We start from the raw sequence: 26031 nt of genomic DNA, 5'->3' as shown, positions 1-26031 counted from the left end.
TCAGCTGCCTGACTTCTTCCCACTCGACGACGACCCACTGCCGCCCTTGCCGACCACGCTCGTCTTGATGGTGCCGTTACCGATCTTGCCACTGGACGGCAGCCCGAACGACGAGCGGGACGCCTTGTCGTTGTAGGCGAACCGGCTGCCCCCGGAGGGGAGCCGACTGCCCACCGAATAGCCACGCCCGTACGACGGGGAGTGCCAGATGTAATAGGGGTACAGCCCACCGGACGAGTGGTAGTGGTTGTCGTCGCAGAGATCCTCGTCGACAATCACACCGTTCGCATCGGCGCAATAGAAGCCTTCGTCATGATATTTGCTACCTCGGTCGCAGGCCGCCGCCCCGCCCGCCGCCAGCAACAGGAACGTGCTGGTCAGCGAGACACTGCGGGAGGTCATGCGTCTGTTCATCATCTCTTTGTAACGCCCCTCAGCAACTGGTGAGGATTATTCAGGGCGGTGGAGACCGCCATGGTCATCCACCGCTCGTCGCCGGTCAAGGCAGGCCCTGAACAACGCTCAGTCGCGGGGGCCGCCCGCCACGTAGATGACCTGACCCGAGACGAACCCGGCGCCCTCGCTGACGAGGAAGGATACGGTGTTCGCGACGTCTTCGGGACGGCCCGATCGGCCCACCGGGATTTGACTGATCGCAGCTTTCTCGAAATCGGTGAAATCCATCCCGACCCGGGCGGCGGTGGCCGCTGTCATGTCGGTGACGATAAATCCGGGTGCGACCGCATTCGCGGTGATCCCGAAGCGGCCGAGCTCGATCGCGAGGGTCTTGGTGAAGCCCTGCATGCCCGCCTTGGCCGCGGCGTAGTTGGCCTGACCCCGGTTGCCCAGGGCGGACGTGCTGGACAGGCTGACGATGCGGCCCCAGCCGGCGTCGACCATGTGCTTCTGGACCGCCCGGCTGAACAGGAACGCGCCACGCAGGTGGACCGCCATGACGGTCTCCCAGTCGTCCTCGGTCATCTTGAACAGCAGGTTGTCGCGCAGCACGCCGGCGTTGTTGACAAGCACGGTCGGCGGGCCGAGCTCGGCCACCACCCGCTCGGTGGCCGCGGCGACCTGCACCGGGTCGGACACGTCGGCCCCGACGGCCAGCGCGGTGCCACCGGCGTCGTGGATCGCGGTCACGGTGTTGGCGCAGGCACCCTCGTCGAGGTCGACGACCGCGACGGCCATCCCGTCGGCGGCGAGCTTGCGGGCGGTGGCCTCCCCGATGCCGCGCGCGGCTCCGGTGACGATGGCTACGCGGGTGGGTGCGGACTGCGTCATTGCGGCCTCCGGTGGTGATCTCTGCGCCGACGGCCGACTGTAACCCGACTCATGAGCAACGCCGCATCCGGATCCACCGATAGCCATACCCGGCGACCGGGACCTGGTCGAACTTGCCCAGGTCAGGGTACTCACGGTCGGCCAGGATGTCGTTCGGGAACTCGGCCTCGGCGGACACCGAGCTGAGGTCGACCACCGCATCCTTTGTGCACAGGTTGTGCACAAAGAGCATCGTACCCGTGGAGTCCTCGGCACGGTGCACCAGAACACCCTCGGGAACCGGGACGTCGACGTGGACACAGCTGCCCGCGCCGATCTCGGGCGCCTCCTTCAGGGTCCGGATCATCCGTTCGAACCACGACAACAGCGACTTCGGGTCCTGTCGCTGGTTGGTCACGTTGATCTTCTCGTAGCCGTAGTCGCCGCTGTCGACCACCGGCCGGACCAGTTTCCCGGAGTCAGCCGTGGAGAAGCCCGCGTTCTCGAGCAACGACCACTGCATCGGCGTACGGATGGCGTCGCGCCCCTCGAGATAGAGGTCGTCGCCCATCCCGATCTCCTCGCCGTACCGCAGCACCGGCGTGCCCCGCAGGGTGAACTGCAACGAGTAGGCCAGCTCCAGCCGGCGCCGGTCACCGCCGAGCATGGGGGCCAGCCGCCGCCGGATGCCGCGTCCGTAGAGCTGCATCTCGGGCTCCGGGCCGAACTGGGCGAACACCTCTTCCCGCTGGCCGGCGGTGAGCCGGGACAGGTCGACCTCGTCGTGGTTGCGCAGGAAGGTCGCCCACTGGCCGCCGGCCGGCAACTTCGGCGTCTCGCGCAGCGCCTCGATTATCGATTCCGGGTTCTGCCGGGCCAGCGCCAGCATCACCTGGCCGTTGAGCATGAAGTCGAACAGCATGTGGATGCGGTTGTTCGAGCCGCCCGCGTCGCCGAAGAACTTCACCAGCTCGTCGGGCTCCACGTTCGCCTCGGCCAGCAGCACCGCGTCACCCTTGCGCCACTGCACGAACTGCCGCAGGTCGGTGAGGTAGTCGAGGTCCTTGGGCGGGTTGGCGTTGCCCGGCTCGGTCTCCTCGATGATGAACGGCACCGCGTCCATCCGGAACCCGGCGACGCCGAGCTGGAGCCAGAACGCGCAGATCTTCTTGATCTCCTCGCGCACGGCCGGGTTCTTGATGTTCAGGTCCGGCTGGAACTTGTAGAACCGGTGGTAATACCAGAGCTTCGCGGTGCGGTCGTAGGACCAGGTCTCGCCCTGCTCGCCGGGGAAAACCATGCCCTGGTGCCGGTCGGACGGCGCGCTGTCGGCCCAGACATACCAGTCACGGTACGGCGAATCGGGCGACGACCGCGCCGACTGGAACCACGGGTGCTGGTCGGAGGTGTGGTTCACGACCAGGTCGATGATCACCTTGATGCCGCGGTTGCCCGCCTGGTGCAACAGTTCGGCGAAGTCACCGAGGGTGCCGAAACGCGGGTCGACGTTGTAGAAGTCGGACACGTCGTAACCGTCGTCGCGGTCCGGCGACGGGTGGATCGGGTTCAGCCACAGGCAGGTGATCCCGAGCCGGGACAGATAGTCCAGCCGGCCGATCAGGCCCTGGATGTCGCCGACGCCGTCCCCGTTCGAGTCGGCGAAGGTATCGATGTCGCAGCAGTAGACGACAGCCTTCTTGTACCACTGGTCACTCATGCCCCATTACTTGTCCCGGCCATCGGAGCCCGAAACCGGCGGTCGACCTCACCGGCGACGACGAACGCCACGACCGGGACGACCACCAGCACGGCCCACTGCAGCGGGTCGATGAGCGCGATCGACTCGGGGTGGCCCGCGTTGTACTCGACGAGGCCGGCGAACCCCAGCCGGACCAGCGGGAACACGGCCAGGACCGGCACCGCGAGGACGACCACCCGGCGCCGGCCGGCGGGGTCCACCAGGGCGACCGCGATCAGGGCCAGCAACGCGGCCACGCCGAACAGCTGCCCCCGCAGACCCAACGGAGCCACCCCCTGGCCGACCAGCACCGCGCCCGCCGCCACCACCAACGGCCAGCCCCGGGGGACGCCTCGCCGGACGGACACCGTCGCGGCGATCAGCACCACCACCGCGGCCACCACGATCCAGTACGCGTTGAGGACCTGCGCGGGGGTGTCCAGATAGAACCGGAACGGCGCGACGATCTCGCCGGCCAGCCCGGCCGCCGCGCCCGCCACCCCGAGCAGCCGGATGCCGAGCACGACCCCGGCCACGGCGACCGTCCAGCCGAGCGTGCGAACCAGATCGACCCCGTAGAACCCGGTGAGGTCATGCTCCGGCCACCTGATCATCGCCCAGATCACCGCGACGAATCGACGGACGGCCATGGACAGCAGCAGGATCGAACCGAAGAGCTGCACCACGAACGCGGCGTGGCGCCACCGCTCGTCCCGATATGCCGCCCAGGCCTGCCGGAACTGGGCACCGGCGGCCGCCCGCAGCAGGTCGGCGGTCACTCCCGGCCCGGTGCGGCCGTCGGCCAGCAGGACGCCGAGCATCTCCTCGCCGTACTCCGCGCGGTGCTCTCTGGGGAAGAGCGCGAGCAGCCGACGAAAGCGTTTCTCCGGCGTGGTCATGCGGTGGCTCCCCCAAGCTCGGTCCAGCGGGCGCTCAGCCGGCGCTCCGCGATAGTGGCCTGCGCGCGCAGGCGGGCGGTCTCGGCGGTCAGGCTCCGCACGCCGGCCCCGGTGAGGCGGTAGTAGCGCCGCAGCCGGGACTGCACGATCTCCTCGCGGTCGACCTCGATCAGGCCCTCGGTGCGCAGCCGGTCGAGCGCCGCGTAGAGCGTGCCGGCACGCAGCCGGACCCGGCCGTCGGTCATCGCGGCGATGTCCTCGAGGACGGCATAGCCATGTCGCGGGTCGCCGGCGAGGGCGGTGAGGACCAGGAAGGTCGGCTCCCGCATCGGTCCGTCAGTCACGGCGGCAGCATATACCGATGATCAGTACATGAGAACGGTTGGCGGCGAGGTCATCGGGTAAACATGAGCGATGGCAGAAAGCGACCTTGGGCAGCTGTCCGGACTCACCGGCTGGGTCGCGTCGGTGATCGAGTCACTCGGCGAGGCGGGCGTCGGCCTGCTCGTCGCGCTGGAGAACCTGATCCCTCCCATTCCCAGCGAGATCGTCCTGTCGCTGGCCGGCTACCTGGCCGCCGAGGGCCGGGTCGGGCTGATCCTGGTGCTGATCACGGCGACCGCCGGGTCGGTGGCCGGGGCCTTGCTTCTCTACTGGCTCGGCCGCGGGCTCGGCGAGGACCGGCTGCGCCGATGGCTCGACCGGATTCCGCTGGTCGACGCGCAGGACCTGGACAAGGCGGATCGCTGGTTCGAGAAGCACGAGAAGTCGGCGGTGCTCGTCGGGCGCTGCGCTCCGGTCGTACGCTCCCTGGTCTCGATCCCGGCCGGCGCCAATCGCATGCCGATCGGCCAGTTCCTGGTTTTCACCGCGATCGGCAGCGGGATCTGGAACTCGCTGTTCATCATGGGCGGCTACCTGCTCGGCGCGCGCTGGCAGAACATCGAGAAGTACAGCCACTTCTTCGACTACGCGGTGGGGGCGTTCTTCGTCGGCGCGGTCATCTGGTGGGTGGTCAAAAAGCGACGCGCGGCCGCCCCGAAGAGCGACCGCGCGTCAGTCAACCGTGACTAAAATCCTGCGCTGATCTTCGTGAAGGCCCAGTCGGCCTGCGCGATGCCCGAGCAGTTGGAGACGACGCCGCCCCCGGCGCATCCTCGGTCCCGGTTGACCGCCCAGAAGGTGAACCGCGCGAGGCCCTTGCTCCTGGCGTAGTCGCGGATCCGGGTCCAGGTGTCGGTGGAGGTCAGCTCCTGCTGGTCGGACAGGCCGTTCATGCCGGAGATGCCCAGGTGGCTGTAGGCCTGCGCGTCGGTGTAGCCGAACGTCGTCTTGAGCAGGTTCTTCAGGCCCTCGGAGGCGCCGGTGGTGGCCGCGTACATGTCGGCGCCGCCGCCGAAGTCGAACGGCATCTGGGTGAAGATGTCGACGTTCGCGCCGAGCGCCTTGGCCTGCTGCACCAGCCGGGTGCCGTAGTAGTTCGGGCCCGTCGGCGACGTGCCGAAGGTCAGGATCGTCTTCACCGAGGGGTTCTTCTGCTTGACGATCTTCAACGCGTTCAGGATGCGGTCCTGCACGACGGTGTTCTCGAACTCGTCGGTGTTCTCGATGTCGATGTCGATCGCCTTCAGGCCGAAAGCGTCGATCACCTTCTGATACGCGCCGGCGAGCGCCTCCGGGGTGGCGCAGTTCGGGCCGAGCTTGTTACCGCTCCAGCCGCCGATCGACGGCACGATGCTGGCACCGGCCGCCTGGGCCTGCGCGATATAGGTGGCGTGCGCCCCGCCGGTCAGGCCGCCCTCGCCGTCCCACACCGGGTTGCAGCCGTTGGCCAGCACGAACGCGATGGTGAACGCCTTGATGCCGGTGGCGTTCATGACCGTGGCGGGCGCCGGCGGGTTGCCCCAGCCCGGGTAGACGTAGGGCGCGCTCGCCATCTTGGTGCCGGTGGACGGCGGGGTGGTGGGCGGGTTCGTGGTCGGGCCGGTGGTGGGCGGGGTGGTCGGCGGGGTGGTGCCACCGCAGGCGCCGTTGTCGGCCCACACGTCCCACTGACCCGAGTGGGTCGCCGGCGACTCGTTCTGGGTCCACCACTTCGCCGTGTAGTTGTGACCGCTCTGCGAGGCGCTGTTGCCACCGACGTAGACGGCGGACGAGGACCAGCCGGCGGCACAGGCGGTGGCCGCGTTCGACATCGTCATCGGGATGATCGCGGCGGCCAGGCCGGTGGCCGTGACCGACCCGAGGATCAGCAGTTTTCGACCGAGTTTCACGGGGACTCCTGGGGGTTGGGGCGCTCAGGGGAGGGTGGCGAGGTGCGGCTTGACGGTGTTGGCGAAGGAACTGCCGTTGGTGACGTCCCAGTTGATCGACCAGGTCATCGCGCCGCGGATGCCCGGGTAGGTCGCCGGCGGCTTGAAGCTCCCGCAGTTGGTGGTCCGAGCGAGGCAGTCGAGGGCGGCGTTGACGTTCGCCGGTGACTGGTAACCGCCACCCGCGGCGCTGGTGCTGGCCGGCAGACCGAGAGAGACCTGATCGGGGCGCAGGCCGTTCTGGGTCTGGATGCAGGCGAGGGCGGTCAGGAAGTTCACCGTGCCCTGCGAGTACGCGTTCATCTGGTCGCAGCCGAGCATCGCGCCGGAGTTGTAGTACTGCGTGTGCACCACGGTGAGGATGTCCTTGATGGACAGCGCCAGGGCGAAGTACGACGAGCCGGGGCTCTGCATGTCGATCGTCTGCGGCGCCATCGTGATGATCAGGTTGGCGCCCGCCTTGGCCCGCAGGCCGCGTAGCGCCTGGGCCATGTAGGTCGAGTTCAGACCGTTCTCGAGGTCGATGTCGACACCGTCGAAGCCGTACGTCGTCATCAGCGAGTAGACCGAGTTGGCGAAGTTGGTGGCCGCACCGGAGTCGGCGACGCTCACCGTGCCCTTCTCCCCGCCGACCGAGATGATCACCTTTTTGCCGCGCGAGTGCAGCGTGGCGATGTCGGCCTTGAACTGGGCGTCGGAGTAACCGCCGACCTGGGCGGCGAGGCCCGCATCCAGGGTGAAGGTGACCGCGCCGGGGGTCGGCGAAGCGTCCGCGAAGGCGACCGCGACCAGGTCGTAGTTGGTCGGGACGGCGGCGAGCTTGAGGGCGGCCGCGCCGTTGTAGAAGTTCTGCCAGTAGCCGGTGAGGAAGTGCTTCGGGAGCGTGCCGTTGCTCGGCGGGACCGTCGTGGGCGGGACCGTCGTGGGCGGGACCGTCGTGGGCGGAGCCGTCGTGGGCGGGGCGGTGGTCGGGGGCGCCGTGGTCGGCCGGGTGGTGGGCGGCGCCGTCGTCGGGGTGGACGTTCCGCAGGACCCGTTGTCGGCCCACACGTCCCACTGACCCGAGTGGGTCGCCGGCGACTCGTTCTGGTTCCACCATTTCGCGGTGTAGTTGTGGCCGTTCTGCGAGGCGCTGTTGCCACCGACGTAGACCTGGGTGGACGACCACGCGGAGGCACAGGCGGCGGCAGCGCCGGCCGGGCCCGAGAAGTAGACCGCCGCACCGCCCACGGCGAGCGCCGCCACGGTCGTGAGGACTACCGATCTGGAGCGCTTCATAGCCGTCCCTCCATGCGTCCTGTGATTTGCATCAATCTTTAGGACTGTTAACAGTGAAGTCCAGAGGGATGGACGTTAAACAACCTTAAATAATTTCGTACTATGCAACGATGGGCCGGAAGCGCAGGTCAGCACTTCCGGCCCATCGAGGCGGGTAACTACTTGCGGAACTGGATCCAGTTGAGGTTGACGAAGTCGTTCGGCTGCCCGCTGGTGAAGGTCACATAGACCGTGTGGCTGCCGGTGACGTTCGCGACGTTGCCGGGAATCGACGTCCAGTTCTGCCAGCCACCGGTGCTCGCCAGGGCGAAACTGCCGATCGGCGCGTTCGAGCGACTGTCCAGGCGGATCTCCACCAGGCCGCTGATCCCGGCACCCGCACCCGAGGCGACCCGGGCGACGAAGTCGCGGACCCCGCCGCCGCCGAAGTTGACATTGTTGAACTGCAGCCAGTCACCGTTCGCGACGGCACCGACGTTCTGCCCGCCCTCGGAGCAGGTCTCGACGATCACGCCGGCCGACGCGTTCGACGACTCGGCCTCGATCCGCGCGAACGCGTCCCGGCTGCCCCCGGTCGGCGGCGGCGTGGTGGGCGAGGTCGTCGGCGGCGTGGTCGTGCCCCCGCCCGACTGGTAGACCGCCACGTAGTCGACGATCATCGGCACCCCGGACTGCGTCGCCGAGGTGGGGCCGCCCCCGAACGCGGCCGGGAAGCCGCCGCCCATCGCCACGTTGAGGATCACGAACACGCCGTGGTGGGTGGCGTTGTTCCAGGTGGTCGCGTCGACCTGGTTGGCGTTGACGGTGAAGTAGTTGTTGCCGTCCAGGTACCACCGCATCTGCTCGGGCGAGACGCTGCGGTCGTACTCCAGCGCGTACGTGTGCATGCCGGTCTGGCAGCCGGAGCAGGCCTTCTCACCGCTGGTGAGGCCGGTGGTCTCGTTGCAGGGACCGCCCGGGTTGGTGCCGCAGTGCAGCGCGCCGAACACCGACGACCGGCCGTTGATGTCCTCCATGATGTCCCACTCGCCGATGCTCGGCCAGTTCGTGGCCCCCACCGGACGGGCGGCCGCGCCGAGCGTCCAGAACGCCGGCCAGTAACCGGCCGCCGCGGCTCCGCTGACGTTCGGCTGCTGCAGGCGCGCCTCGATGCGGACCTTGCCACCGGCCGGCGCCGCGAAGTCGGTGCGCTGCGTCTCGACCCGCCCCGACGTCCACCGCCCGGCCGAGTCCCGGATCGGCTTGATCACCAGGTTGCCGCTGCCGTCCTGGTAGACGTTGCTCGTCGAGTCGGTCATCGTCTCGACCTCGCCGGTGCCCCAGTTGGCCGCGCCGCCCGGATAGCCGGTGCCGATGTCGTAGAGCCAGTTCGACCGGTTGAGCCCGGTGCCGGCCGCGCCGGTGAAGTCGTCGCTGAAGACGGTGGTCATACCGGACGGCGCGGCGGGGACGGCCGCGTTGGCATCCATGGTAAAGACGGCGGTCGCAGCGACCGCGACGGCGGCGGTCGCCACCGCGAGAACGCCACGAAGCCTCTTCCGAGTGCGTGACATGGGTTGCGCCTTTCCGTAGGGGGGTCGAAGGCGGGAGTCGGGGCGCGTGAGAGCGCTCTCAGCGGATTTCACGCTTGTTACAGAGGGTTGTCAACATTGGCGGTCAACGATTGCCCGTTGTTACCGGCTTCCGCCGAACCGCATGTTCGAGCGCCGTCCACGCAGAGGACGTGACCAGGTAAAGGGCCCCGGCGAGCGGCATCCAGGCCAGCACCGGAACAGTCAGATAGGGCAGCATCCGCAGCAGCCTCGGCGTCTCCACCGGCATTCGCCGCGACGACCACCGAGCGATCAGGACAGCGACCGCAATCAATGCCAAGAACGCCGGCGCCCCCGCCCACAGATGCGCGGTCAACGGAACTCCGAAGACCGCCCCGGCCGGCGCCGTCATCGCCACCCGGTACATGATCATGAAGAACGGCGCCTGCGCCAGCGCGGGCAGAAACGCGGCGAACGGGCTGATGCCATTGGCCCGCTGCAGTGCGAACGTCTCCGCCATCAGCTTCGCGGGATCATCGGCATACTTCGCCCGCAACTGTTTCAGTTGCGGATCGAGCGCCGCCCGCCGCCGCTCCCCGAGCACCTGCAGATAGCTGATCGGGCTGATCAACAACCGGACGAGCAGCGTGAACACGACAATCGCCAAGGCCGCCGAGAGACTCCCGGCAACCGGACCGAGCAGTGTGGAAATACCTTCGACAGCGAAGTGAGCCGCGTCGACCACGGCCCCGAAAACGTCAGAAATGAACACCGATACCCCTTGGCCCGAAGCAATTTGGACACTGAGGCGGCAGTACGCAATTCCTCACCAAGATCAGCCCCGCACGTCGAGGCCGGACCGTGCACCCTTCCCGCGACACCCAGCTCGCCGGCGGGTCGTCGGCTCCAGCCGAGCCGGTGTCGCACCCGATGGCGCCCGGCCGCGCGTCGAACCGCGACCGAGGAGCCGTCGAGCCCGCAACTTCCCGTCGAGACCGCGACTTCAGGGAAAGAGGGCTCCCCCCAGTTCAGGAGGCCCCGACTTCCCTCAAAAAGGGCCCTCCGCGACCGAGGGCGCCGGCGAGGGCGCCGCATTCGGGATGGATCGGTTCGGGGCGCGGGTGCGGGCGGCCACAACCTGTCACCAGGGCACGCGGCTCCATGCGAGCAGGAGCAACGTCACCGGTGGAGCCGAGAGTCTGATCTTGGCGGAGGCTCAGGCTGCCGCGGGGCGCACAGCCGGCGCTCGCGAACGTGGGCGGCCGGGGGCGTCGGGGTCGGCCAGGCGGGGGCGCAGTGTGGCGCGGGCGCGGTGGGCCAGGGCATAGGTCGCCGGGGCGAACGGCGGAGCGAGGACCGGGATGGTCGCGGCGGCGACAAGCAGGACAGCGGCGATCAGCGCCAGCCCGACAACAAGCTGGGCCCCCGACAGCGCGGGTCCCGACAGCGCAGGCCCGGACAGCGCAGGCCCGGACAGCGCCGGCCATGCCAGAGCCGGCCCGAGCAGAGCTGACCAGAGCAGGGTCAGCCCGGAACGGGTGGGGTCGAGAAGGGCGAGGAGCGCCCGGAAACTCTCGAGCAGCATGCGGCAAAAGTAGCTTGTGCCCGCAACCGTTTCCACGCGTCAGACAAAGGGTATCCGGGGCGCATGGACGCCGCTGCCAGTGGAACCACGATCTCCGAAGAGTTGGCCGAGGAGGCCGAGTCGCAGAATCTTCTGACGCTCGGCATCGAGGAGGAATATCTACTCGTCGACGCGGTCGAGCCGCGTGGCGTGGAAGCGGTCGAGCAGGTGCTCGATCATGTTCCGGCGGAATATTCGGAGTCGGTGCAGCACGAGTATTTTCGCACCCAGATCGAGGTGGCCAGCCCGCCGCAGCTGGAGCTGAGCGGGCTCCACGCGGCGATGAAGGAGCTGCGCGGCGTGGTGGCCGGCGCGGCCGAGCAGGCGGGTGCGCGCCTGGTGGCGATCGGGGCCGGGCCGGCGGCGGGACCGGCGGCGCGGCTCGTCGACAAGCCGCGCTATCACCAGATGCGCGCGCGGTTCGGCGACCTTTCTCCTGGTCAGGGCATGTGTGGGACGCACGTACACGTCAGCATCCCCGATCGCGAAAGCGGCATCCGGGTGCTGAACCACCTGCGGCCCTGGCTTCCGGTTTTCCAGGCCGCTTCGGCCAATTCGCCGCTCTACAACGGTCGCGACACCGGCTACGCGAGCTGGCGGTCGATGCTCTGGGAGCGCTGGCCCACCGTCGGGCCGACGCCGCAGCTGGATTCGTTCGAGCATTACGAGGAGCTCGTCCGGGATCTCCAGGCGAGCGGGGCGATGCTCGACGAGGGAATGCTCTATTGGTACGCCCGGCTGTCCGCCGCCTATCCGACGGTGGAGATCCGGATGGGCGACGTGACGCCGAGCCTGGACGACGCGATGCTGCTCGCCGCCCTGGCCCGGGGTCTGGTGGCGACGCTGCTGCGAGACATCGGCGAGGGCGCGCCGGCCCCGGACGTGCCGCATCCGTTGCTGATGGCGGCGCACTGGCGGGCCGCCAAGGACGGGCTCGAGGGTCAGCTGCTCGACCTGGCCACCCGGGAGCCCCGGCCGGCCTGGCGGTTGATGCGGCAGTTGTTCGACTACGTACAACCGGAGCTCGAACGGCACGGCGACCTGGAGATGGTCACTGTCCTGATGGGACGGTTGCGGGCGCACGGCACCGGGGCGGCCCGGCAGCGCGCGATCCTGGGCCGCGACGGCACGGTCGCCGACGTGGTGGACTGGCTGGCGCGTACCACTCGCGGCGAAGCCTGATTTTTCGCCGGACCGCGACGTAGGTTGAAGGACGTGAAGCTCGTCGTCATCGGCGGTGATGCGGCCGGCATGTCGGCGGCGTCGCAGGCCCGCAAGCGTCTCGGTCCCGACCGGCTGGAGATCGTCGCGTTCGAGCGTGGCCGCTTCACGTCGTACTCGGCGTGCGGCATCCCCTACTGGATCGGTGGGGCGGTCGGCGAGCTCGACGCGCTTGTCGCCCGCTCTCCCGAGGCGCACCGCGAAGCCGGCATCGACGTGCGCCTGCGGCACGAGGTGGTCGCGATCGACGTCGAGAACCGCGAGGTCCTGGCGCGCGATCTCGTCGGCGGCGGCGAGGTGCGCGAGAAATTCGACCAGCTGATGTACGCGACCGGCGCGTCCCCGGTCACGCCGGAGTGGGCGCGCGTCCCGGCGGCCGGCGTCTTCGGGGTGCAGACGCTCGACGACGGCACCGCCATCCAGGAGTGGCTCGACGGCGAGCCGGCCCGGCGCACCGCGGTCGTGATCGGTGGCGGTTACATCGGGGTGGAGATGGCCGAAGCCCTGCTCAAGCGGGGTCTCGACGTCACGCTGCTGGAGAAGTCGGCGCAGCCGATGGCCAAGACGGTCGACCCCGACGTGGGCACGCTGGTGGCCGAGGCGATCCGCCGGGAGGGCATCAAGGTGGTCACCGAGGCGCAGGTGACCGGCTTGGCGACGACGGACGGCCGGGTCACCGAAGTGGTCACCCCGACCGGTTCGCTGCCGGCCGACATCGTGGTGCTGGGCCTGGGCGTACGCCCGAACAGCGAGCTGGCCGCGGCCGCGGGTCTGCCGGTCGGACCCACCGGCGGGGTGCGCACCGATCGGCGCATGCGGGTGGCGGGCACCGACAACATCTGGGCGGCGGGCGATTGCGTGGAGAGCCACCACCTGCTGACCGGCGCGCCGGTGAACATCCCGCTCGGCACGCACGCCAACAAGCAGGGCCGGGTGGCCGGCATCAACCTGGCCGGCGGCTACGCGACGTTCCCCGGGGTGATCGGCACCGCGGTGACCAAGGTGTGCGAGCTCGAGGTGGCCCGCACCGGTCTCACCGAGAAGGAGGCCACCCGAGCCGGCTTCGCGTTCGTGACGGCCAGTGTGGAGTCGACGAGCCGGGCCGGCTACTACCCGGGCGCCAGCCGGATGACGATCAAGCTGATCGCCGAGCGTCGCACCGGGACGTTGCTGGGCGCGCAGATCGTCGGCAAGGCCGAGGCGGCCAAACGGATCGACGCGTTGGCGGTGGCGGTGTGGAACCGGATGACGGTCGAGGAGATGACCGCTTTGGACCTCAGTTACGCCCCGCCGTTCGCCCCGGTCTGGGATCCGGTGCTGATCGCGGCGCGCAAAGCCACGGATGCCGTACACGCGGCGATGTGAGTATTTTGTGAGTTGCGGGGTCACCGACAGCTAGCTGGCGATACTACTCACCGTAGGAGTGGTATCACCGATCTGGTCTCGCATCAGATCTTGTCAGACGGTAGAGATGCAGCATGTCGCCGCAATCTCTTCGTTTCCCGAGCCCGGCGTCCGGCGACGTCGCCGAGGCGGGCGGCCGCCATCGTCGCCCCGAGTCGCTTGCCGACTCCCGGCCGCGGGTCTCTCTCGACCTGCCCCCGGTGACCGCGGATCCGGACTTCACCGAGCCGACGCCCGAGCGCCCGACCCGCTCCGCGAGGCATCAGCGCGGCACCGCCGGCCGGCGCGACATCCCGAGCCGGCGCGACATCCCGGGCCGGCAGGATGGCTCGGACCGGCAGGCCGGCTCGAGCCGGCCGGGCATTCCGGGCCCGCGCGACCGCACCGCCACCCGGCCGGGCCGCCACGCGGCGACGCACCGGTCCGGGGTCGCCGAGCGGCCGATCACCGGCAGCCACCGCGCCCCCGGGACCCTGCCGATCGAGTCCTGGCTGCTGATGGGCAAGACGCGGCAGCAGGTGCTGCTCGCCTCGCTGGTCGCGGTCGGCCTGCTGCTGATCGCGATCCCCGGCGCCCGCGGCACGAGCGGCCTCGACGCGATCAACGCCGCGTCCGAGGGCAAGGCCGGCACCCAGGCCGCCCAGAAGACCAAGCCGGACAACTCCTCGCGGGACCGGGACGACTCCCGCCCCGCGGGCGCCCAGCAGGCCAAGGCCCCGGCCGCACCGACGCCGAGCACGCCGGCCGCCACGGCCACCGGCACCGCCCCGTCGGCGGCGGCGAAGGAACAGGGCAGCGGCCCCGGCGCCTCGCTGCGAGTCACCGGCAACTCGACGGTGGCGCTCACCTTCGACGACGGCCCCGACCCGCAGCAGACCCCGAAGATCCTGGCGCTGCTCGGCCAATATCAGGTCAAGGCGACGTTCTGCCTGGTCGGCGAGCAGGTCCGCAAGCACCCCGAGATCGTGCGGCAGATCGTGGCCGCGGGACACACGCTGTGCAACCACACGTGGAACCACAGCCTCACCATCGGTAAGGACGACCCGGCGAAGATCGAGGCCGACCTCGCCCGCACCAACGCGGCGATCCAGGCCGCGGTGCCGGGCGCGCCGATCCCGTTCTTCCGGGCGCCCGGCGGCAACTTCACCGACCGCCTCGTCGGCGTGGCCGCGACCGCCGGGATGTCCTCGCTCTACTGGGAGGTCGACCCGCAGGACTGGAAGCACGACGCGGGTGAGAACGACGCCGCCCACACCGCCCGGGTGATCGCCGAGGTCAAGAAACACGTGCGGCCCGGCTCGATCGTGCTGTCCCACGACTTCAACCAGCCCGACACCATCGCGGCGTACCAGCAGCTGCTGCCGTGGCTGAAGCAGAACTTCAAGCTCGGCATCCCGGATCTGCCCACCCCGGCTCCGACCACCACGGCACCCGCACCCGCACCGAGCGCCACCACCACGGCACCCGGCCCGGCCCCGTCGGCCGGGCCGCAGCCCGCCGACGCGGTCCCGGCCGGCTAGCTCTGCTGGCAGGTGGGACACCAGTAGAGGTTGCGGCCGGCCAGGGGGCCACGGCTCACCTCGGTGCCACAGACCAGGCACGGCTGACCGGGACGGCGGTAGACGTACACCTCGCCGCCGTGCCGGTCGACGCGCGGCGCTCGCCGCATCGCCTCGGGGGTGTGTTCGGTGTGCACTGTGTCGATGCGTCCGCGCGCCACCCCCTCCTTCATCAGCGACCGCAGATCGGACCAGAGCGCGTCCCAGCCCTCGGCGCCGACCAACCGCCCCGGCGTGGTCGGTGCCAGCCCGGCCCGGAAGAGCACCTCGTTCGCGTAGATCAACCCGCAGCCGGCCACGATCGTCTGATCCAGCAGCAGCGCGAAGATCGGCTTGGTGCTTGTCGCGATCCGCTTGAACGAGGTGCTGGGGTCGGCGTCGTCCCGCAGCGGATCGGCCCCCAGCCGGTCCCGCAACTGCTGCGCCCGCACCGGATCGAACACCTCGCACGCGGTCGGCCCGCGCAGCTCCAGCCAGTGCCGTGCCCCGGCGAGCCGCATCCGCACCTGCCCGACCGGTTGCGGCACGGGCGGCGTCCCGTCCGCGAACTTTCCATAGAGTCCCAGGTGGACGTGCACGCTGAGGTCACCGTCGTAGTGATGGAACAGATGCTTGCCGTACGCCTCGGTGTCGCGCAGCGTGCGCCCGTCGACCAGCGCCGCCCCGGCCGTGAAGCGACCCTGCGGACTGCAGACGGCAAGCGGCTGCCCGGCGAAGAGCTCGCGATGCATCGCGGCAAGCCGATGAATGGTGTGTCCCTCTGGCACGAGAGGCAACGGTAGCCGCATTTCCGCCGAGAGGAGAATCGCTGGGTGACGACGTGGATGCTGAGGAAAGCTGGGGACATGAGTGACGAGCTGAAGAGGATGCCGGGCGGTCTCGAGATGCGCGGCGGGGCGACCTTCGACGACCAGGTGTTCGAGCGGCTCCTGCGGGAGCGGATCATCTTCCTGGGCAGCGAGGTGAACGACGAGGTCACCAACCGGATCTGCGCCCAGATGCTGCTGTTGGCGTCCAACGACAGCGAGCGGGACATCGCGCTCTACATCAACTCGCCGGGCGGCTCGATCAGTGCCGGCATGGCGGTCTACGACACGATGCAATACATCAAGAACGACGTCGCCACGATCGCTCTCGGCATGGCCGCCTCGATGGGCCAGTTCCTGCTCTGCGCCGGCGCCCCCGGCAAGCGCTACGCGCTGCCCCACGCCCGGGTGATGATGCACCAGTTGTCCGGTGGCATCGGTGGCACCGCGGCCGACATCGCCATCCAGGCCGAGAGCATGCTGCACGTCAAGCACGTGATGAACGAGCGGATCGCGTTCCACACCGGCCACACCGCCGAGGAGATCGAGCGCGACGCCGACCGTGACCGCTGGTTCACGGCCGAGGAGGCCAAGGCCTACGGCATGGTCGACCACGTGATCACCAAGGCCAGTGACGTGGTGGCTCTGCCGGTCTGACCAGGTCTTGTGTGCTTCTTGACGGATGTGGGTAGTGGAGTGTCATCCCCCATATCCGTCAAGGAGGTGCTGACGTGAGGCTCCCGACGTTCTCCCGCCAGACCGAGACCGATGCCGCGGAGGCGGACCGTCCGACGACGGCGAGTCCCGCCACCACCACTGACACCCCCGCTCGGGCCGGCACGCCCGTGCGCCCGCGCAGCGACGATGACACCACGGCCGATCTGCGGCCGAAAGACCGCACCGTGGCCCCGCCGCCCCCGCCCGCCGCGGTGAAGCGGTGGCCGGACAACCATGACACCGCCGAGACGCCCAAGGTCGTCGAGAAGCCGGTCGTCGCCGAGAAGCCGGTGCCGGTCGTGACCGGCCCCAAGCCGCGCGCGAGCCTGTTGGCGACGCTCGGCCTGATCCTCGGGGTGGCCTCGATCCTGCTGGTGCTCTCCGGCCCACTGCTCGGCTATGGCATCGGCGTCGCCGGCCTGGCCCTGATCCTGTCGCTGGGCGGCCTCCGCGCGACCGGCAAGCGCCACGTCGCCGGCAAGTCCGATGCCCTCCTCGGCACGGTTCTGTCGCTCGGCGCGATCGTGCTCGGCGTGCTGGCCCTGACCGGTTCGCTCTCCTGGCTGGGCACCGACTTGCAGCCGGTGAACACCCTTCGCGAGTGGCTTGATTCACAGTTTCTCAACCGGTTCTGAGGGCAATTAATCGTTCGCGGTCAGCGGTTCGCGACCGTGACAACCTTCGAAGGGCGGCTCAACGATGAGCCGCCCTTCGGTGTTTGCAACGAATCTTCGCAGCTAGGGCTGATCACGCAACGATCGATCGCGGAACGCACGATCGAGTCATAGATCCGTAAGCCACGGCGGCTCTAGCGTTTCAGTCATGCGCCGATACCTCATGTGCCGCCCGACCCATTTCGCGGTGACGTACCGGATCAACCCGTGGATGGATCCCACGGCTCCGTACGACAACGCTCTCGCCGTCCGGCAGTGGGAGACGCTCCGCCAGACGTACCTCAACCTGGGTCACACCGTCGAACTGATCGAACCGCTGCCCGGCCTGCCCGACATGGTGTTCGCGGCCAACGGCGCCACCGTGGTCGACGGCCGGGTGCTCGGGGTCCAGTTCCGCGACGCCGAGCGGGCCGACGAAGCCCCGGCGTACGCCGCCTGGTTCCGTGAGCGGCAGTTCGACGTCACGATGCCCAAGCACACCAACGAGGGCGAGGGCGACATTCTGCTCGCCGGCGACGTGCTGCTGGCCGGCACCGGTTTCCGCACGTCACACGCGTCGCACGCGGAGACGCAGGAGGTGCTGCGCCGCCCGGTGATCACACTCCAGCTGGTCGACCCGGCCTATTACCACCTCGACACGGCGCTGTGCGTGCTCGACGACACCAACGTCGCGTACTTCCCGCAGGCCTTCTCCCCCGGCTCGCTGGCGGTGCTCCGCCAGCTCTACCCGCACGCGGTGATCGCGAATGCGGAGGATGCCGCGGTGTTGGGCCTCAACGCGGTCAGCGACGGCCGTACCGTGGTGCTGCCGGTGCAGGCCGGCCACCTGGCCGCCGAGCTCAACGCGGCCGGCTACCAGACCGTCCCGGTCGACGTCTCCGAGCTGCGCAAGGCCGGCGGCGGACCGAAGTGCTGCACGTTGGAGGTGCGATGACAAGCGTCGACATGCGGACGCCGGAAGCTCTCGCGGACGCGGAGCGCTGGACCGCGCACAACTACCACCCGTTGCCCGTCGTCATCGCCTCCGGCGAGGGTGCCTGGGTCACCGACGTCGACGGGCGCCGCTACCTCGACTTCCTGGCCGGTTATTCGGCGCTCAACTTCGGGCACCGGCACCCCGGGCTGATCGCGGCCGCCCACGCGCAGCTCGACCGGGTCACGCTGACCAGCCGGGCGTTCGTGCACGACCAGTTCGCCGACTTCTGCCACAGGCTGGCCGCGCTCTGCGGCAAAGACCTGGTGCTGCCGATGAACACCGGGGCCGAGGCGGTGGAGACGGCGATCAAGGTGGCCCGCAAGTGGGGTTACCGGGTCAAGGGCGTGCCGGACGGGCAGGCCGAGATCATCGTGGCCTCGGACAACTTCCACGGCCGGACGACCACGATCATCAGCTTCTCCACCGACCCGGAGGCGCGTGCCGATTTCGGGCCGTACACCCCGGGCTTCGTCACCGTGCCGTACGGCGATCTCGCCGCGCTCGCCGACGCGTTCACGGCCAACACCGTGGCCGTGCTGATGGAGCCGATCCAGGGCGAGGCGGGCGTGCTGGTGCCGCCGGAGGGCTACCTGGGCGGCGTACGGGAGCTCTGCGACGCGCACAACGCCCTGTTCGTGGCCGACGAGATCCAGTCCGGGCTCGGCCGTACCGGTCGCACGTTCGCGATCGAGCACGAGGGCGTCGTCCCCGACATGTACGTGCTCGGCAAAGCCCTCGGCGGCGGCATCGTGCCGGTTTCCGCCGTGGCCGCCAACCGCGAAGTGCTCGGTGTGCTCAAGCCCGGCGAGCACGGCTCCACGTTCGGCGGCAACCCGCTGGCCTGCGCGGTCGGCGCGGCGGTCGTACGCCTGCTGGAGACGGGCGAGTTCCAGGCGCGCTCCGCCGAGCTCGGTGACCGGCTGCACGCCGGCCTGAACGCGCTCGTCGGCCGGGGCCTGCAGGAGGTGCGCGGCCGCGGCCTCTGGGCCGGCGTCGACATCGACCCGGCCCTGCTGACCGGGCGGCAGGCGGTCGAGCGACTGGCCGAGCGCGGCATCCTGGCCAAGGACACGCACGGCTCCACGATCCGGCTGGCCCCGCCGCTGGTGGTGACGGCCGACGAGCTGGACCACGCGGTGGCCCAGCTCGCCGCGATCCTCGCCGCTGGCTGACGACAAGGGCGATCGCTCGACGAGCGACGCGCCGCCGGCTCAGCGGTCGAACTTGCGCAGCGCCATCGTCGGCGCCTCACCCATCACCGAAGCGGGCTGGGTGAGGCCGCCGGTGGCCCACATCTTCGACCGGCCCACGTTGACCCCGGCATAGAGCTCGACCACGTCGGTCGGGCCCAGCGTGCGGCTCTCGTTGCGGCCCAGGGTGAGGCGCTCGTCGTCGTCACCCGAGCCGCCCAGGCGGATGCCGGAGCCGTTGGTGCTCACGTCCTGGACGGTCAGTGTGCCGTCCGGGCGCAGCGAGAACTGCACGTGCCCGCGGCTGATCCACTTGCGGGCGTCCTCGCTGAGCCACTGGCCGAGCATCACGCCCCGGCCACCTTCCGGAGCCCGGCCGACGACCGTCGGTTCGTCCGTCGAGACGACGAACCGTTTGCGGACGACGCCGTCGATGCGTACCGAAAGCACCTCGACCGCCGGGCGGGGACCGGCGTCCCGGAGTTTCTCACCGTGCCGGGGGCAGGTCGGCGCCCCGGCCCGCAGAGCCGGCGGCGGCTGGGCGACCGGGCTGGTGAAGGTACGCATGTCGGCGAACATGCTGTCGGCGTCGCCGCTCGACCCGTAGGTCGTGCAGTTCGACTCGGGGCAGCGCCAGACGCGGGCCAGCATCCGCTCCCCCATCGGCGAGCGCTCGGCCTGATGGGTCGGGTCGCCCCGGCCGACCCGGGAGACCAGCACCGGGATGCCACCCTCGCCGGCCACCGCGGCCAACAGCCGGCCGGGTTCGTCGACCCAGGGACGCCGCGCCCGGAACTGATCCCCGCGACTGCGGGTCAGCACCGGCACGCCGAGCAGCTCGGCCACCTCGAAGACCCGGTCGTCGAGCATCGGCACGACCTCGACCTTGCCGTCGTCGGCCCAGCGGCGGATCACCATCCGCTCGTTCGAGGTCAGGTCGGTGTCGGAGAGCAATCCCCGCGGCGAGATGACATAAACCGGAACATTCTCCTCAGAGAAGTATTGCCCGAGGGCGTCCACGACCAGTCCGAGACGCACCGAGCTGGCCGGCCGACCGCCGTCGAGGTCGGCGTACCGCACGATCTCCGACAGGTCGACGACCGCCCGCGCGAGCGCGGGATCGGTCGACAACCGCGCTTCGATGGCGTCGAGGACCTTGCTGACCTCGAATCTCACGGCTCCTCCAGGTGTTCTGCCTCGGCCCATCATGCCGTACCCCGAGGGTGCCGTTTGACCAGCGGGGCGGTCGGGAATTGACAGCCGTCAAGACGCGATCAAACCTCTGGAGGACGGACATGCGAACACCACGGCTCGCTGGGCCGGTTGTTGCGATGGTCACGGTCGCTGTCGCGGTGGCCGGATGCGATAACAGCACCGCCACATCCCCCACCCCCGCCGCGAGCGCGCCCGCGCCGAGCATCGCCGCCACCCCTTCCACAGGTGCCGCCGACGCCGGAGCGGTGTCGGCTCTGTCGAAGGCCACGGCCCTGCTCGGCACCACCAGCTTCGCGCTGACCGCGACCTCCGGTTCCGGCTTCAAGCTGACCGGCGCGATCGACCCGGTGGGCAGCAAGGCGAACGCGCAGCTCACCGCGAGCGGCCCGAACGCCGAGATCAACATCAAGACGCTGCTCATCGGCAACGACCTGTACGCCCAGGTGCCGGGCATCACCAAGGCCGGCACGTGGACGCACCTCGACGGCTCGCGGCTGCCCGCCGGGGTCACCATCGGCCTCCGGCCGAACCAGATCGACCCGGTCGGTACGGCCAACCTGCTCGGCGCGGCCACCGACGTGAAGTCGACGGGTGGCTCCTCCTATGCCGGGACGCTCGACCTGACCAAGGCCGCCGGTCTGGCCGGTCTCAGCCAGGTGACCATCGACAGCTACGGCACGGCCGCCTCGAAGGTGCCGTTCACCACGACCCTGGACGACCAGGGCCGGCTGTCGAAGCTGACGATCACGGTGCCGCAGGGCGCCCCGATCGAGGTGACCTATTCGGGTTACGGCGCGCCGGTCGACGCGACCGCCCCGGCCGCCGCCGAGATCACCGAGGCGCCGGCCAGCTTCTACAACTCGCTCGGTTCCTGATTGCGCCGGCGGGCGGTCCAGTCCGTGGACAACGGACGGGCCGCCGGCCGGTTCTCCTCGATCCAGGCGTCGATCCGCGCCCACCAGTCGTAGAGCCAGGCGACGCGCTCCTGCTCGTCGGCCGGAACGTCTTCCGGCTCGACGCTCCAGAACCGCATGATGAGCTGCTTGTCCATCGGTAGCTCGCGCCACATGTCGGCGACCGACACCATCCGGTCGAGCCCGGTGTGGGCCACGAAGATCACGCCCGCGTCGGGGGCCGAGTCGATCGCCGCCGACAGGCCACCGGGCTTCGGCGGCAGCAGGTTGCGCAGTTTCTCCGCCCGCCGGGCCAGCCCCGCCATCCCGCGCGACCGCAGCCACTCGATTCCCTTGATCCGGCGGTTGGGCGTGAAGTTGCCGCCCTCCGGGAAGATCACGAACGCGTCGTTCTCGTCCAGGCCGATCGCGAGCTCGCCGACCTCGTCCTCCAGGCTCTTCGCCCCCGGCACCGCCCGGCCCGGCGTGATGAACCGGCTCGGCAGCCGATTGAGCAGCACGTCGACCGCCGGGTCCCACTGCAGGGCCGCCTTCAACACGATCCGCGGTTCCCGGTCGAACCAGTTGACCAGGGCGTGGATCAGGATGAACGAGTCACCCGGGCCGGCATGCCGGCTCACCACGATCTCCGGGCGGCCGGGCAGCGCGATGTCGGGGTCGGTGCCGACCACATCCACTGTCAGGTGCAGCGACCAGCGGGCGACCCAGAACAGCACACCCAGGAACTTGCCGGTCAGCACGTAGTGGGCGCGCTGGAAGCCGGGGCTGCGGATCTTCCACCCGAAGCCCGACGCCACCCACATCGCGGCCAGCGCGACCAGGGCGGCGGCGTCCCAGACCACGTAGACGATCGAGAGCAGCACCAGACGCGGCACCCGCAGATGGCCCGGCACCAGCGGGGACGCGACCAGGGCGAGCAGCAGCCAGACCGGGAGCGTGGTGAGCAGTCCGATCGCGAGCAGCACCACCACGGGTCCGAAGACCAGCCGCCGGATCCAGACCGGGGGCATCAGTTACCGCTGTCCGGCAACGGGTGCACATTGGCCGCCAGGTAGCGCCGGGACGCGGTGTAGGCGCGGCTGATGCGACGGCCGACCGCAGCCATGTCGCGGTAGGCCCAGGGCGAGTCGTCGCGACCCTCACCGCCGCCGCTCGGCAGAACATGCACGCGCACATCGTCGGGCAGCGAGGCGATCTCGCGAGCGAACCGGTGCCGGCGGGCGATCTCGAACGCCACCTGGGCCACCTCCCACGGCCGGCGGGGCACGCTGAGCGGGCGCTCGACCCGCCCCACCTGGAGCACGAAGATCAGTTTGGCACCGAGCCGGACGGCCTCGCCGATCGGGATCGAGTTGACGATGCCACCGTCCACATAGTGCTCGCCGGAAATCTCCATCGGGGGCAGCAGGCCCGGCACCGCCGACGAGGCGAGCACCGCATCGACCAGCGGTCCGCTGTCGAACCAGTGCTCGGCGGCCCGCTCGATGCTGGCCGCGCAGCAGTGGAACGGAGTCTTCAGGTCGGCGAACGTGGTGTGCTCACCCAGCTCGCTCTCGAGCAGGCGACGCAGCGGCATCGGCGAATGCAGGTGGGTCCGGGCCGCGAATCGGCGCACCTGCCGGCCGATCGAATCGCCGTAGACCGCGGCTGCCTCGGGTGACGTCCAGAGCCGCACCAGCCGGTCGGTGACCGACTCGCTCGGGTCGGCCGCGACCAGCGCACCGTTCACCGCACCGATCGACGTACCGACCACCACGTCGGGCCGGAAGCCGGCTCGGAAGAGTGCCCGAAGCATCCCCACCTCGACCGCTCCGAGAACACCGCCACCACCGAGAACGAACGCCACCGAACCGTCGACCATGCCGCCATGGTGTCACTTCGCTCTGCTCGCCACCTGCGCACGGCCGACGATCGTGTCATCATCGTCGCCGTGACTCTTCCGCGCCGCGCGATATTGGCCGCCGGTCTGGCCGCCGGGCTCGCCGGTTGCGGCCGGGCCTCGTCGGGTTCCGCCGGCACCTGGACCGAGCCGGGCGCCTCCGCCGGGCCGTCGGGCGCCGCCCCGGCGTCCGCCGCCGCCCCTGCCCAGTCCGCGCCGGCCACGTCCGCCCTCGCGGCCGGGCCGTCCTATGCCGGCAAGGTCCAGGAAATCCTCACCAAATACCTCAAACCAACCAAGGACAACCCCCAGCACCCCGGGTACGCCGGAGCGGTCGCCCTGGTCATGCAGGGTGGTACCACCCGGCTGACCACGGCCGTCGGGCACGCGCTGCGCTACGGTGCCGGTCCGGTGGAGCTGGCCGCCGCCAAGCGCGTCACCATGCGCAAGGACTCGATCTTCGACCTGGCCTCGCTCACCAAGGTCTACACCGCGATCCTCACCCTGCAGCTGGTCGACCAGGGCAAGATCGCACTCGACGCACCCGTGCGCGACTACCTGCCCGACTTCACCGGCGCCGGCAAAGAGAAGATCACGGTGGCGATGCTGCTGGCCCACACCAGCGCGCTGCCGGTCGGCGCCAAGGTGACCGGCCTGACCACCAACACCGCCCGCTGGACGTCGGTGATGAAGACCCCGCTGGTCAAAGGTGGGGTGCCCGGCACCGTCTTCCGCTATTCGAGCACCGGGCTGATGGTGCTGGGCCGCCTCGTCGAGAAATTCACCGGCAAGACCCTGGACAAGGCGCTGCGCGACAACCTGCTCACGCCGCTCGGCCTGCCGGACACCGGTTTCCAGCCCCTGAAGTGGGTGCGCGACAAGCAGCGCCTGGTCGCCACCGACGCCCGCACCTCCCGCGGCCTGCTGCGCGGCACCGTCCACGACGACGTGTGCAACGCCCTCGGCGGGGTGGCGGGCCACGCCGGCGTCTTCGGCACCGCCGCCGACGTCGCGGTGATCGGCCAGATGCTGCTCGACGGCGGCACCTACCGGGGCCAGCGCATCCTGTCGGCGGCCACGGTCAAGAAGATGCTGACCGACGTCAACAAGGGCAAGAAGGCGATCGACGCCGAGCGGCCGGGCCGCTCCGCCGACCATGGCCTCGGCGTCGAGATGAACCAGCCCTGGTTCATGGGCAAGCTGGCATCGGCCACCGCTTTCGGGCACACCGGCTTCACCGGTACGTCGTTGCTGGTGGTCCCGGCTCGTCAGATGGTCGTCGTGCTGCTGACGAACCGGGCCCACCCGAACTGGTCGTGGTCCGACCCGGACACCCACCGGGTGGCTCTGCACAACGTGATCGCCGCTTAGCCGCAGGCCGGCCGAACGGGGTTACGGCAGTGCTTTGACGTACTTGCCGTTCTGGTTCTGGAACTCCCAGCTGTAGAACTTGTCCCAGTTGATGCTCCAGGTCATCAGCCCCCGCAAGTTCGGGTTGGGGCCGCTGCGCACCGGGTAGCCGCCGCAGTTCGACCCGTTCACCAGGCAACCGACCGCCTGCTGGACGGCCGCCGGGGCGATGTAGCCGTTGCCGGCGCTCACCGAGCTGGGGGCGCCGAACGCGACCTGGTCCTCGCGCAGGGCCGGGAAGACGTTCGCCGTGTTGCCGGCCACCGGGAAGCCGGCCAGCAGCATGTCGGTCATCGCGATGTGGAAGTCGGCTCCACCCATCGAGTGGTACTGGTTGTCCAGGCCCATGATCGAACCCGAGTTGTAGTCCTGGACGTGCAGGATCGTCAGGTCGTTACGCAGGGCGTAGATGACCGGGAGGTACGAGCCGGCCCGCGGGTCCTGGCCGCCCCACGGTCCGGAACCGTAGTACTGGTAGCCGAGCTGGACGAAGAACGTCTCCGGCGCCATGGTCAGCACGAAGTTGGCGCCGTACCGGGCCGTCAGCGACTTCAGCGCGCCGATCAGGTTGACGATCACCGGCGTGGTCGGGTTCTTGAAGTCGGTGTCGCCGGTGTTCAGGGACAGCGAGTGGCCCTCGAAGTCGACGTCCACGCCGTCCAGGCCGTACCTGTCGACGATCGCGCTCACCGAGCTGACGAACTTGTCCCGGGCCGCGGTGGTGGTCAGTTGCACCTGGCCGTTGGCCCCGCCGATGGAGAGCAGCACCTTCTTGCCGGCCGCGCGCTTGGCCCGGATGGCGGCGATGAAGTCGGCTTCCGACTCGACGCCGGGGCACTCGGTCGCCGGGCAGAGGGTGAACCGGATGTCCCCGGAGGTGGCGCTGGTCGGCTCGCCGAACGCCAGGTTGATGACGTCCCAGTCAGCCGGTACGTCGGCCATGCGCAGGTAGCCGGAGCCGTTGGCGAAGCTGGCGTGCAGGTAGCCGATGAGCGCGTGCTTCGGGATGCCGCTGACCGGGGAGCTGGTCGGCGGAGTCGTCGGTGGCGTGGTCGGCGGGGTGGTGGGTGGAGTGGTCGGCGGGGTGGGTGGAGTGGTCGGTGCCGTGGCGGGTGGCGTGGTCGGCGGGGTCGTGCCGCCGCACACCCCGCTGTCCGCCCACACGTCCCACTGGCCGGAGTGGGTGGCCGGGGACTCGTTCTGGGTCCACCACTTGGCCGCGTAGTTGTGGCCGTTCTGCGAAGCGGAGTTGCCACCGACATAGACCTGGGTGGCGCTCCATGCGGGCGCGCACGCGGTGGCGGCGCTCGCGGTCGAGGCGAGGTAGATGGGGACGCCGCCCGCGGCGAGCACGGCAGCCATGGCGATGGTCATCGATCGACGCATGGCTAATTATTAGGATTATTAACTGTAGTTG

At 69.7% G+C, this 26031-nt stretch carries 24 protein-coding genes and 1 pseudogene; 10 read left to right on the top strand and 15 right to left on the bottom strand.

Annotated elements, in window-relative coordinates; genetic code table 11:
- The 5 genes from Afe05nite_RS03535 to Afe05nite_RS03515 all read right to left on the bottom strand — a co-directional run bounded on the left by Afe05nite_RS03535 (nucleotide 1) and on the right by Afe05nite_RS03515 (nucleotide 4247).
- A complete protein-coding gene (locus Afe05nite_RS03535; RefSeq protein ID WP_239117521.1) occupies nucleotides 1–402 on the bottom strand; it encodes a hypothetical protein in 402 nt (133 codons plus the stop codon).
- Between the two features lie 120 nt (nucleotides 403–522).
- On the bottom strand, nucleotides 523–1287 hold the full coding sequence (gene fabG / locus Afe05nite_RS03530; protein ID WP_203815477.1) for a 3-oxoacyl-ACP reductase FabG: 765 nt from the start codon (nucleotides 1285–1287) through the stop codon (nucleotides 523–525).
- Nucleotides 1288–1336: 49 nt separating this feature from the next.
- A complete protein-coding gene (locus Afe05nite_RS03525) occupies nucleotides 1337–2983 on the bottom strand; it encodes an alpha-amylase family protein (RefSeq protein WP_203815476.1) in 1647 nt (548 codons plus the stop codon).
- Nucleotides 2980–3903, bottom strand: coding sequence for a hypothetical protein (locus Afe05nite_RS03520; protein WP_203815475.1), 924 nt, complete (start codon nucleotides 3901–3903; stop codon nucleotides 2980–2982). Before Afe05nite_RS03520 ends, Afe05nite_RS03525 begins: the two co-directional genes overlap by 4 nt.
- The gene (locus Afe05nite_RS03515) at nucleotides 3900–4247 is read right to left on the bottom strand and encodes a PadR family transcriptional regulator (protein ID WP_239117520.1); all 348 of its coding nucleotides are present in this window, start codon (nucleotides 4245–4247) and stop codon (nucleotides 3900–3902) included. The genes Afe05nite_RS03520 and Afe05nite_RS03515 overlap by 4 nt, the downstream gene beginning before the upstream one ends.
- A gap of 70 nt (nucleotides 4248–4317) precedes the next feature.
- On the opposite strand from Afe05nite_RS03515, the gene Afe05nite_RS03510 reads away from it, so the two are divergent.
- Entirely contained in the window at nucleotides 4318–4977 is a 660-nt protein-coding gene (locus Afe05nite_RS03510) for a DedA family protein (RefSeq protein WP_203815474.1), read from the top strand.
- On the opposite strand, the gene Afe05nite_RS03505 is transcribed toward Afe05nite_RS03510, so the two are convergent.
- The 5 genes from Afe05nite_RS03505 to Afe05nite_RS03485 form a co-directional block, all read right to left on the bottom strand.
- Complete coding sequence (locus Afe05nite_RS03505) at nucleotides 4974–6176, bottom strand: glycosyl hydrolase family 18 protein (RefSeq protein ID WP_203815473.1); 1203 nt, start codon at nucleotides 6174–6176, stop codon at nucleotides 4974–4976. The two genes, Afe05nite_RS03510 and Afe05nite_RS03505, sit on opposite strands and share 4 nt — an antisense overlap.
- A 24-nt stretch (nucleotides 6177–6200) precedes the next feature.
- Nucleotides 6201–7493, bottom strand: a complete 1293-nt coding sequence (locus Afe05nite_RS03500) for a chitinase (protein WP_203815472.1) — start codon at nucleotides 7491–7493, stop codon at nucleotides 6201–6203.
- A 158-nt stretch (nucleotides 7494–7651) separates the two neighbouring features.
- A complete protein-coding gene (locus tag Afe05nite_RS03495) occupies nucleotides 7652–9046 on the bottom strand; it encodes a carbohydrate-binding protein (protein WP_203815471.1) in 1395 nt (464 codons plus the stop codon).
- A 103-nt stretch (nucleotides 9047–9149) separates the two neighbouring features.
- Complete coding sequence (locus tag Afe05nite_RS03490; RefSeq protein ID WP_203815470.1) at nucleotides 9150–9797, bottom strand: YidC/Oxa1 family membrane protein insertase; 648 nt, start codon at nucleotides 9795–9797, stop codon at nucleotides 9150–9152.
- 444 nt (nucleotides 9798–10241) lie between these two features.
- Nucleotides 10242–10610, bottom strand: coding sequence for a hypothetical protein (locus Afe05nite_RS03485; RefSeq protein ID WP_239117519.1), 369 nt, complete (start codon nucleotides 10608–10610; stop codon nucleotides 10242–10244).
- Between the two features lie 63 nt (nucleotides 10611–10673).
- Here Afe05nite_RS03485 and Afe05nite_RS03480 point away from each other — a divergent pair, with 63 nt between their 5' ends.
- The 3 genes from Afe05nite_RS03480 (at nucleotide 10674) to Afe05nite_RS03470 (ending at nucleotide 14794) form a co-directional block, all read left to right on the top strand.
- A complete protein-coding gene (locus tag Afe05nite_RS03480) occupies nucleotides 10674–11831 on the top strand; it encodes a carboxylate-amine ligase (RefSeq protein WP_203815469.1) in 1158 nt (385 codons plus the stop codon).
- A 33-nt stretch (nucleotides 11832–11864) separates the two neighbouring features.
- The gene (locus Afe05nite_RS03475; RefSeq protein ID WP_203815468.1) at nucleotides 11865–13235 is read left to right on the top strand and encodes an FAD-dependent oxidoreductase; all 1371 of its coding nucleotides are present in this window, start codon (nucleotides 11865–11867) and stop codon (nucleotides 13233–13235) included.
- A gap of 113 nt (nucleotides 13236–13348) precedes the next feature.
- Nucleotides 13349–14794, top strand: coding sequence for a polysaccharide deacetylase family protein (locus tag Afe05nite_RS03470; protein WP_239117518.1), 1446 nt, complete (start codon nucleotides 13349–13351; stop codon nucleotides 14792–14794).
- On the opposite strand, the gene Afe05nite_RS03465 is transcribed toward Afe05nite_RS03470, so the two are convergent.
- Nucleotides 14791–15600, bottom strand: a complete 810-nt coding sequence (locus Afe05nite_RS03465) for an Fpg/Nei family DNA glycosylase (protein ID WP_203815467.1) — start codon at nucleotides 15598–15600, stop codon at nucleotides 14791–14793. The two genes, Afe05nite_RS03470 and Afe05nite_RS03465, sit on opposite strands and share 4 nt — an antisense overlap.
- A 78-nt stretch (nucleotides 15601–15678) precedes the next feature.
- Between Afe05nite_RS03465 and Afe05nite_RS03460 the strand changes: the two genes are divergently transcribed.
- The 4 genes and pseudogenes from Afe05nite_RS03460 (at nucleotide 15679) to rocD (ending at nucleotide 19178) form a co-directional block, all read left to right on the top strand.
- Nucleotides 15679–16296 carry an ATP-dependent Clp protease proteolytic subunit gene (locus tag Afe05nite_RS03460; protein ID WP_275407440.1) on the top strand — a complete coding sequence of 206 codons (618 nt, stop codon included), beginning with the start codon at nucleotides 15679–15681 and terminating at the stop codon, nucleotides 16294–16296.
- A gap of 74 nt (nucleotides 16297–16370) precedes the next feature.
- Nucleotides 16371–16991 (top strand): hypothetical protein, encoded by a 621-nt coding sequence (locus Afe05nite_RS03455; protein WP_203815466.1) that lies wholly within the window; start codon nucleotides 16371–16373, stop codon nucleotides 16989–16991.
- Nucleotides 16992–17169: 178 nt separating this feature from the next.
- Nucleotides 17170–17964: pseudogene (ddaH, locus tag Afe05nite_RS03450) on the top strand (dimethylargininase); the annotation flags it as partial.
- The gene (gene rocD, locus Afe05nite_RS03445) at nucleotides 17961–19178 is read left to right on the top strand and encodes an ornithine--oxo-acid transaminase (RefSeq protein WP_203815464.1); all 1218 of its coding nucleotides are present in this window, start codon (nucleotides 17961–17963) and stop codon (nucleotides 19176–19178) included. The pseudogene ddaH and the gene rocD, both read left to right, overlap by 4 nt.
- A 39-nt stretch (nucleotides 19179–19217) precedes the next feature.
- Here rocD and Afe05nite_RS03440 read toward each other — a convergent pair whose 3' ends face one another.
- Entirely contained in the window at nucleotides 19218–20372 is a 1155-nt protein-coding gene (locus tag Afe05nite_RS03440; RefSeq protein WP_203815463.1) for an FHA domain-containing protein, read from the bottom strand.
- Nucleotides 20373–20527: 155 nt separating this feature from the next.
- Between Afe05nite_RS03440 and Afe05nite_RS03435 the strand changes: the two genes are divergently transcribed.
- Entirely contained in the window at nucleotides 20528–21286 is a 759-nt protein-coding gene (locus tag Afe05nite_RS03435) for an LppX_LprAFG lipoprotein (protein ID WP_239117517.1), read from the top strand.
- On the opposite strand, the gene Afe05nite_RS03430 is transcribed toward Afe05nite_RS03435, so the two are convergent.
- Nucleotides 21265–22335, bottom strand: coding sequence for a 1-acyl-sn-glycerol-3-phosphate acyltransferase (locus Afe05nite_RS03430; protein WP_203815461.1), 1071 nt, complete (start codon nucleotides 22333–22335; stop codon nucleotides 21265–21267). The genes Afe05nite_RS03435 and Afe05nite_RS03430 overlap by 22 nt on opposite strands.
- Nucleotides 22335–23186 (bottom strand): patatin-like phospholipase family protein, encoded by an 852-nt coding sequence (locus Afe05nite_RS03425; protein ID WP_203815460.1) that lies wholly within the window; start codon nucleotides 23184–23186, stop codon nucleotides 22335–22337. The genes Afe05nite_RS03430 and Afe05nite_RS03425 overlap by 1 nt, the downstream gene beginning before the upstream one ends.
- Before the next feature lie 69 nt (nucleotides 23187–23255).
- Between Afe05nite_RS03425 and Afe05nite_RS03420 the strand changes: the two genes are divergently transcribed.
- Entirely contained in the window at nucleotides 23256–24575 is a 1320-nt protein-coding gene (locus Afe05nite_RS03420) for a serine hydrolase domain-containing protein (protein ID WP_203815459.1), read from the top strand.
- Between the two features lie 21 nt (nucleotides 24576–24596).
- Here Afe05nite_RS03420 and Afe05nite_RS03415 read toward each other — a convergent pair whose 3' ends face one another.
- Nucleotides 24597–25988 (bottom strand): chitinase, encoded by a 1392-nt coding sequence (locus Afe05nite_RS03415; RefSeq protein WP_438867557.1) that lies wholly within the window; start codon nucleotides 25986–25988, stop codon nucleotides 24597–24599.
- Between the last annotated feature and the right edge of the window lie 43 nt (nucleotides 25989–26031).

The sequence above is a fragment of the Paractinoplanes ferrugineus genome, assembly GCF_016862195.1.
GTDB classification, from domain to species: domain Bacteria; phylum Actinomycetota; class Actinomycetes; order Mycobacteriales; family Micromonosporaceae; genus Actinoplanes; species Actinoplanes ferrugineus.
The sequence above is the reverse complement of the archived record's forward strand: the minus strand, read 5'-3'. Positions and strand labels throughout refer to the sequence as shown.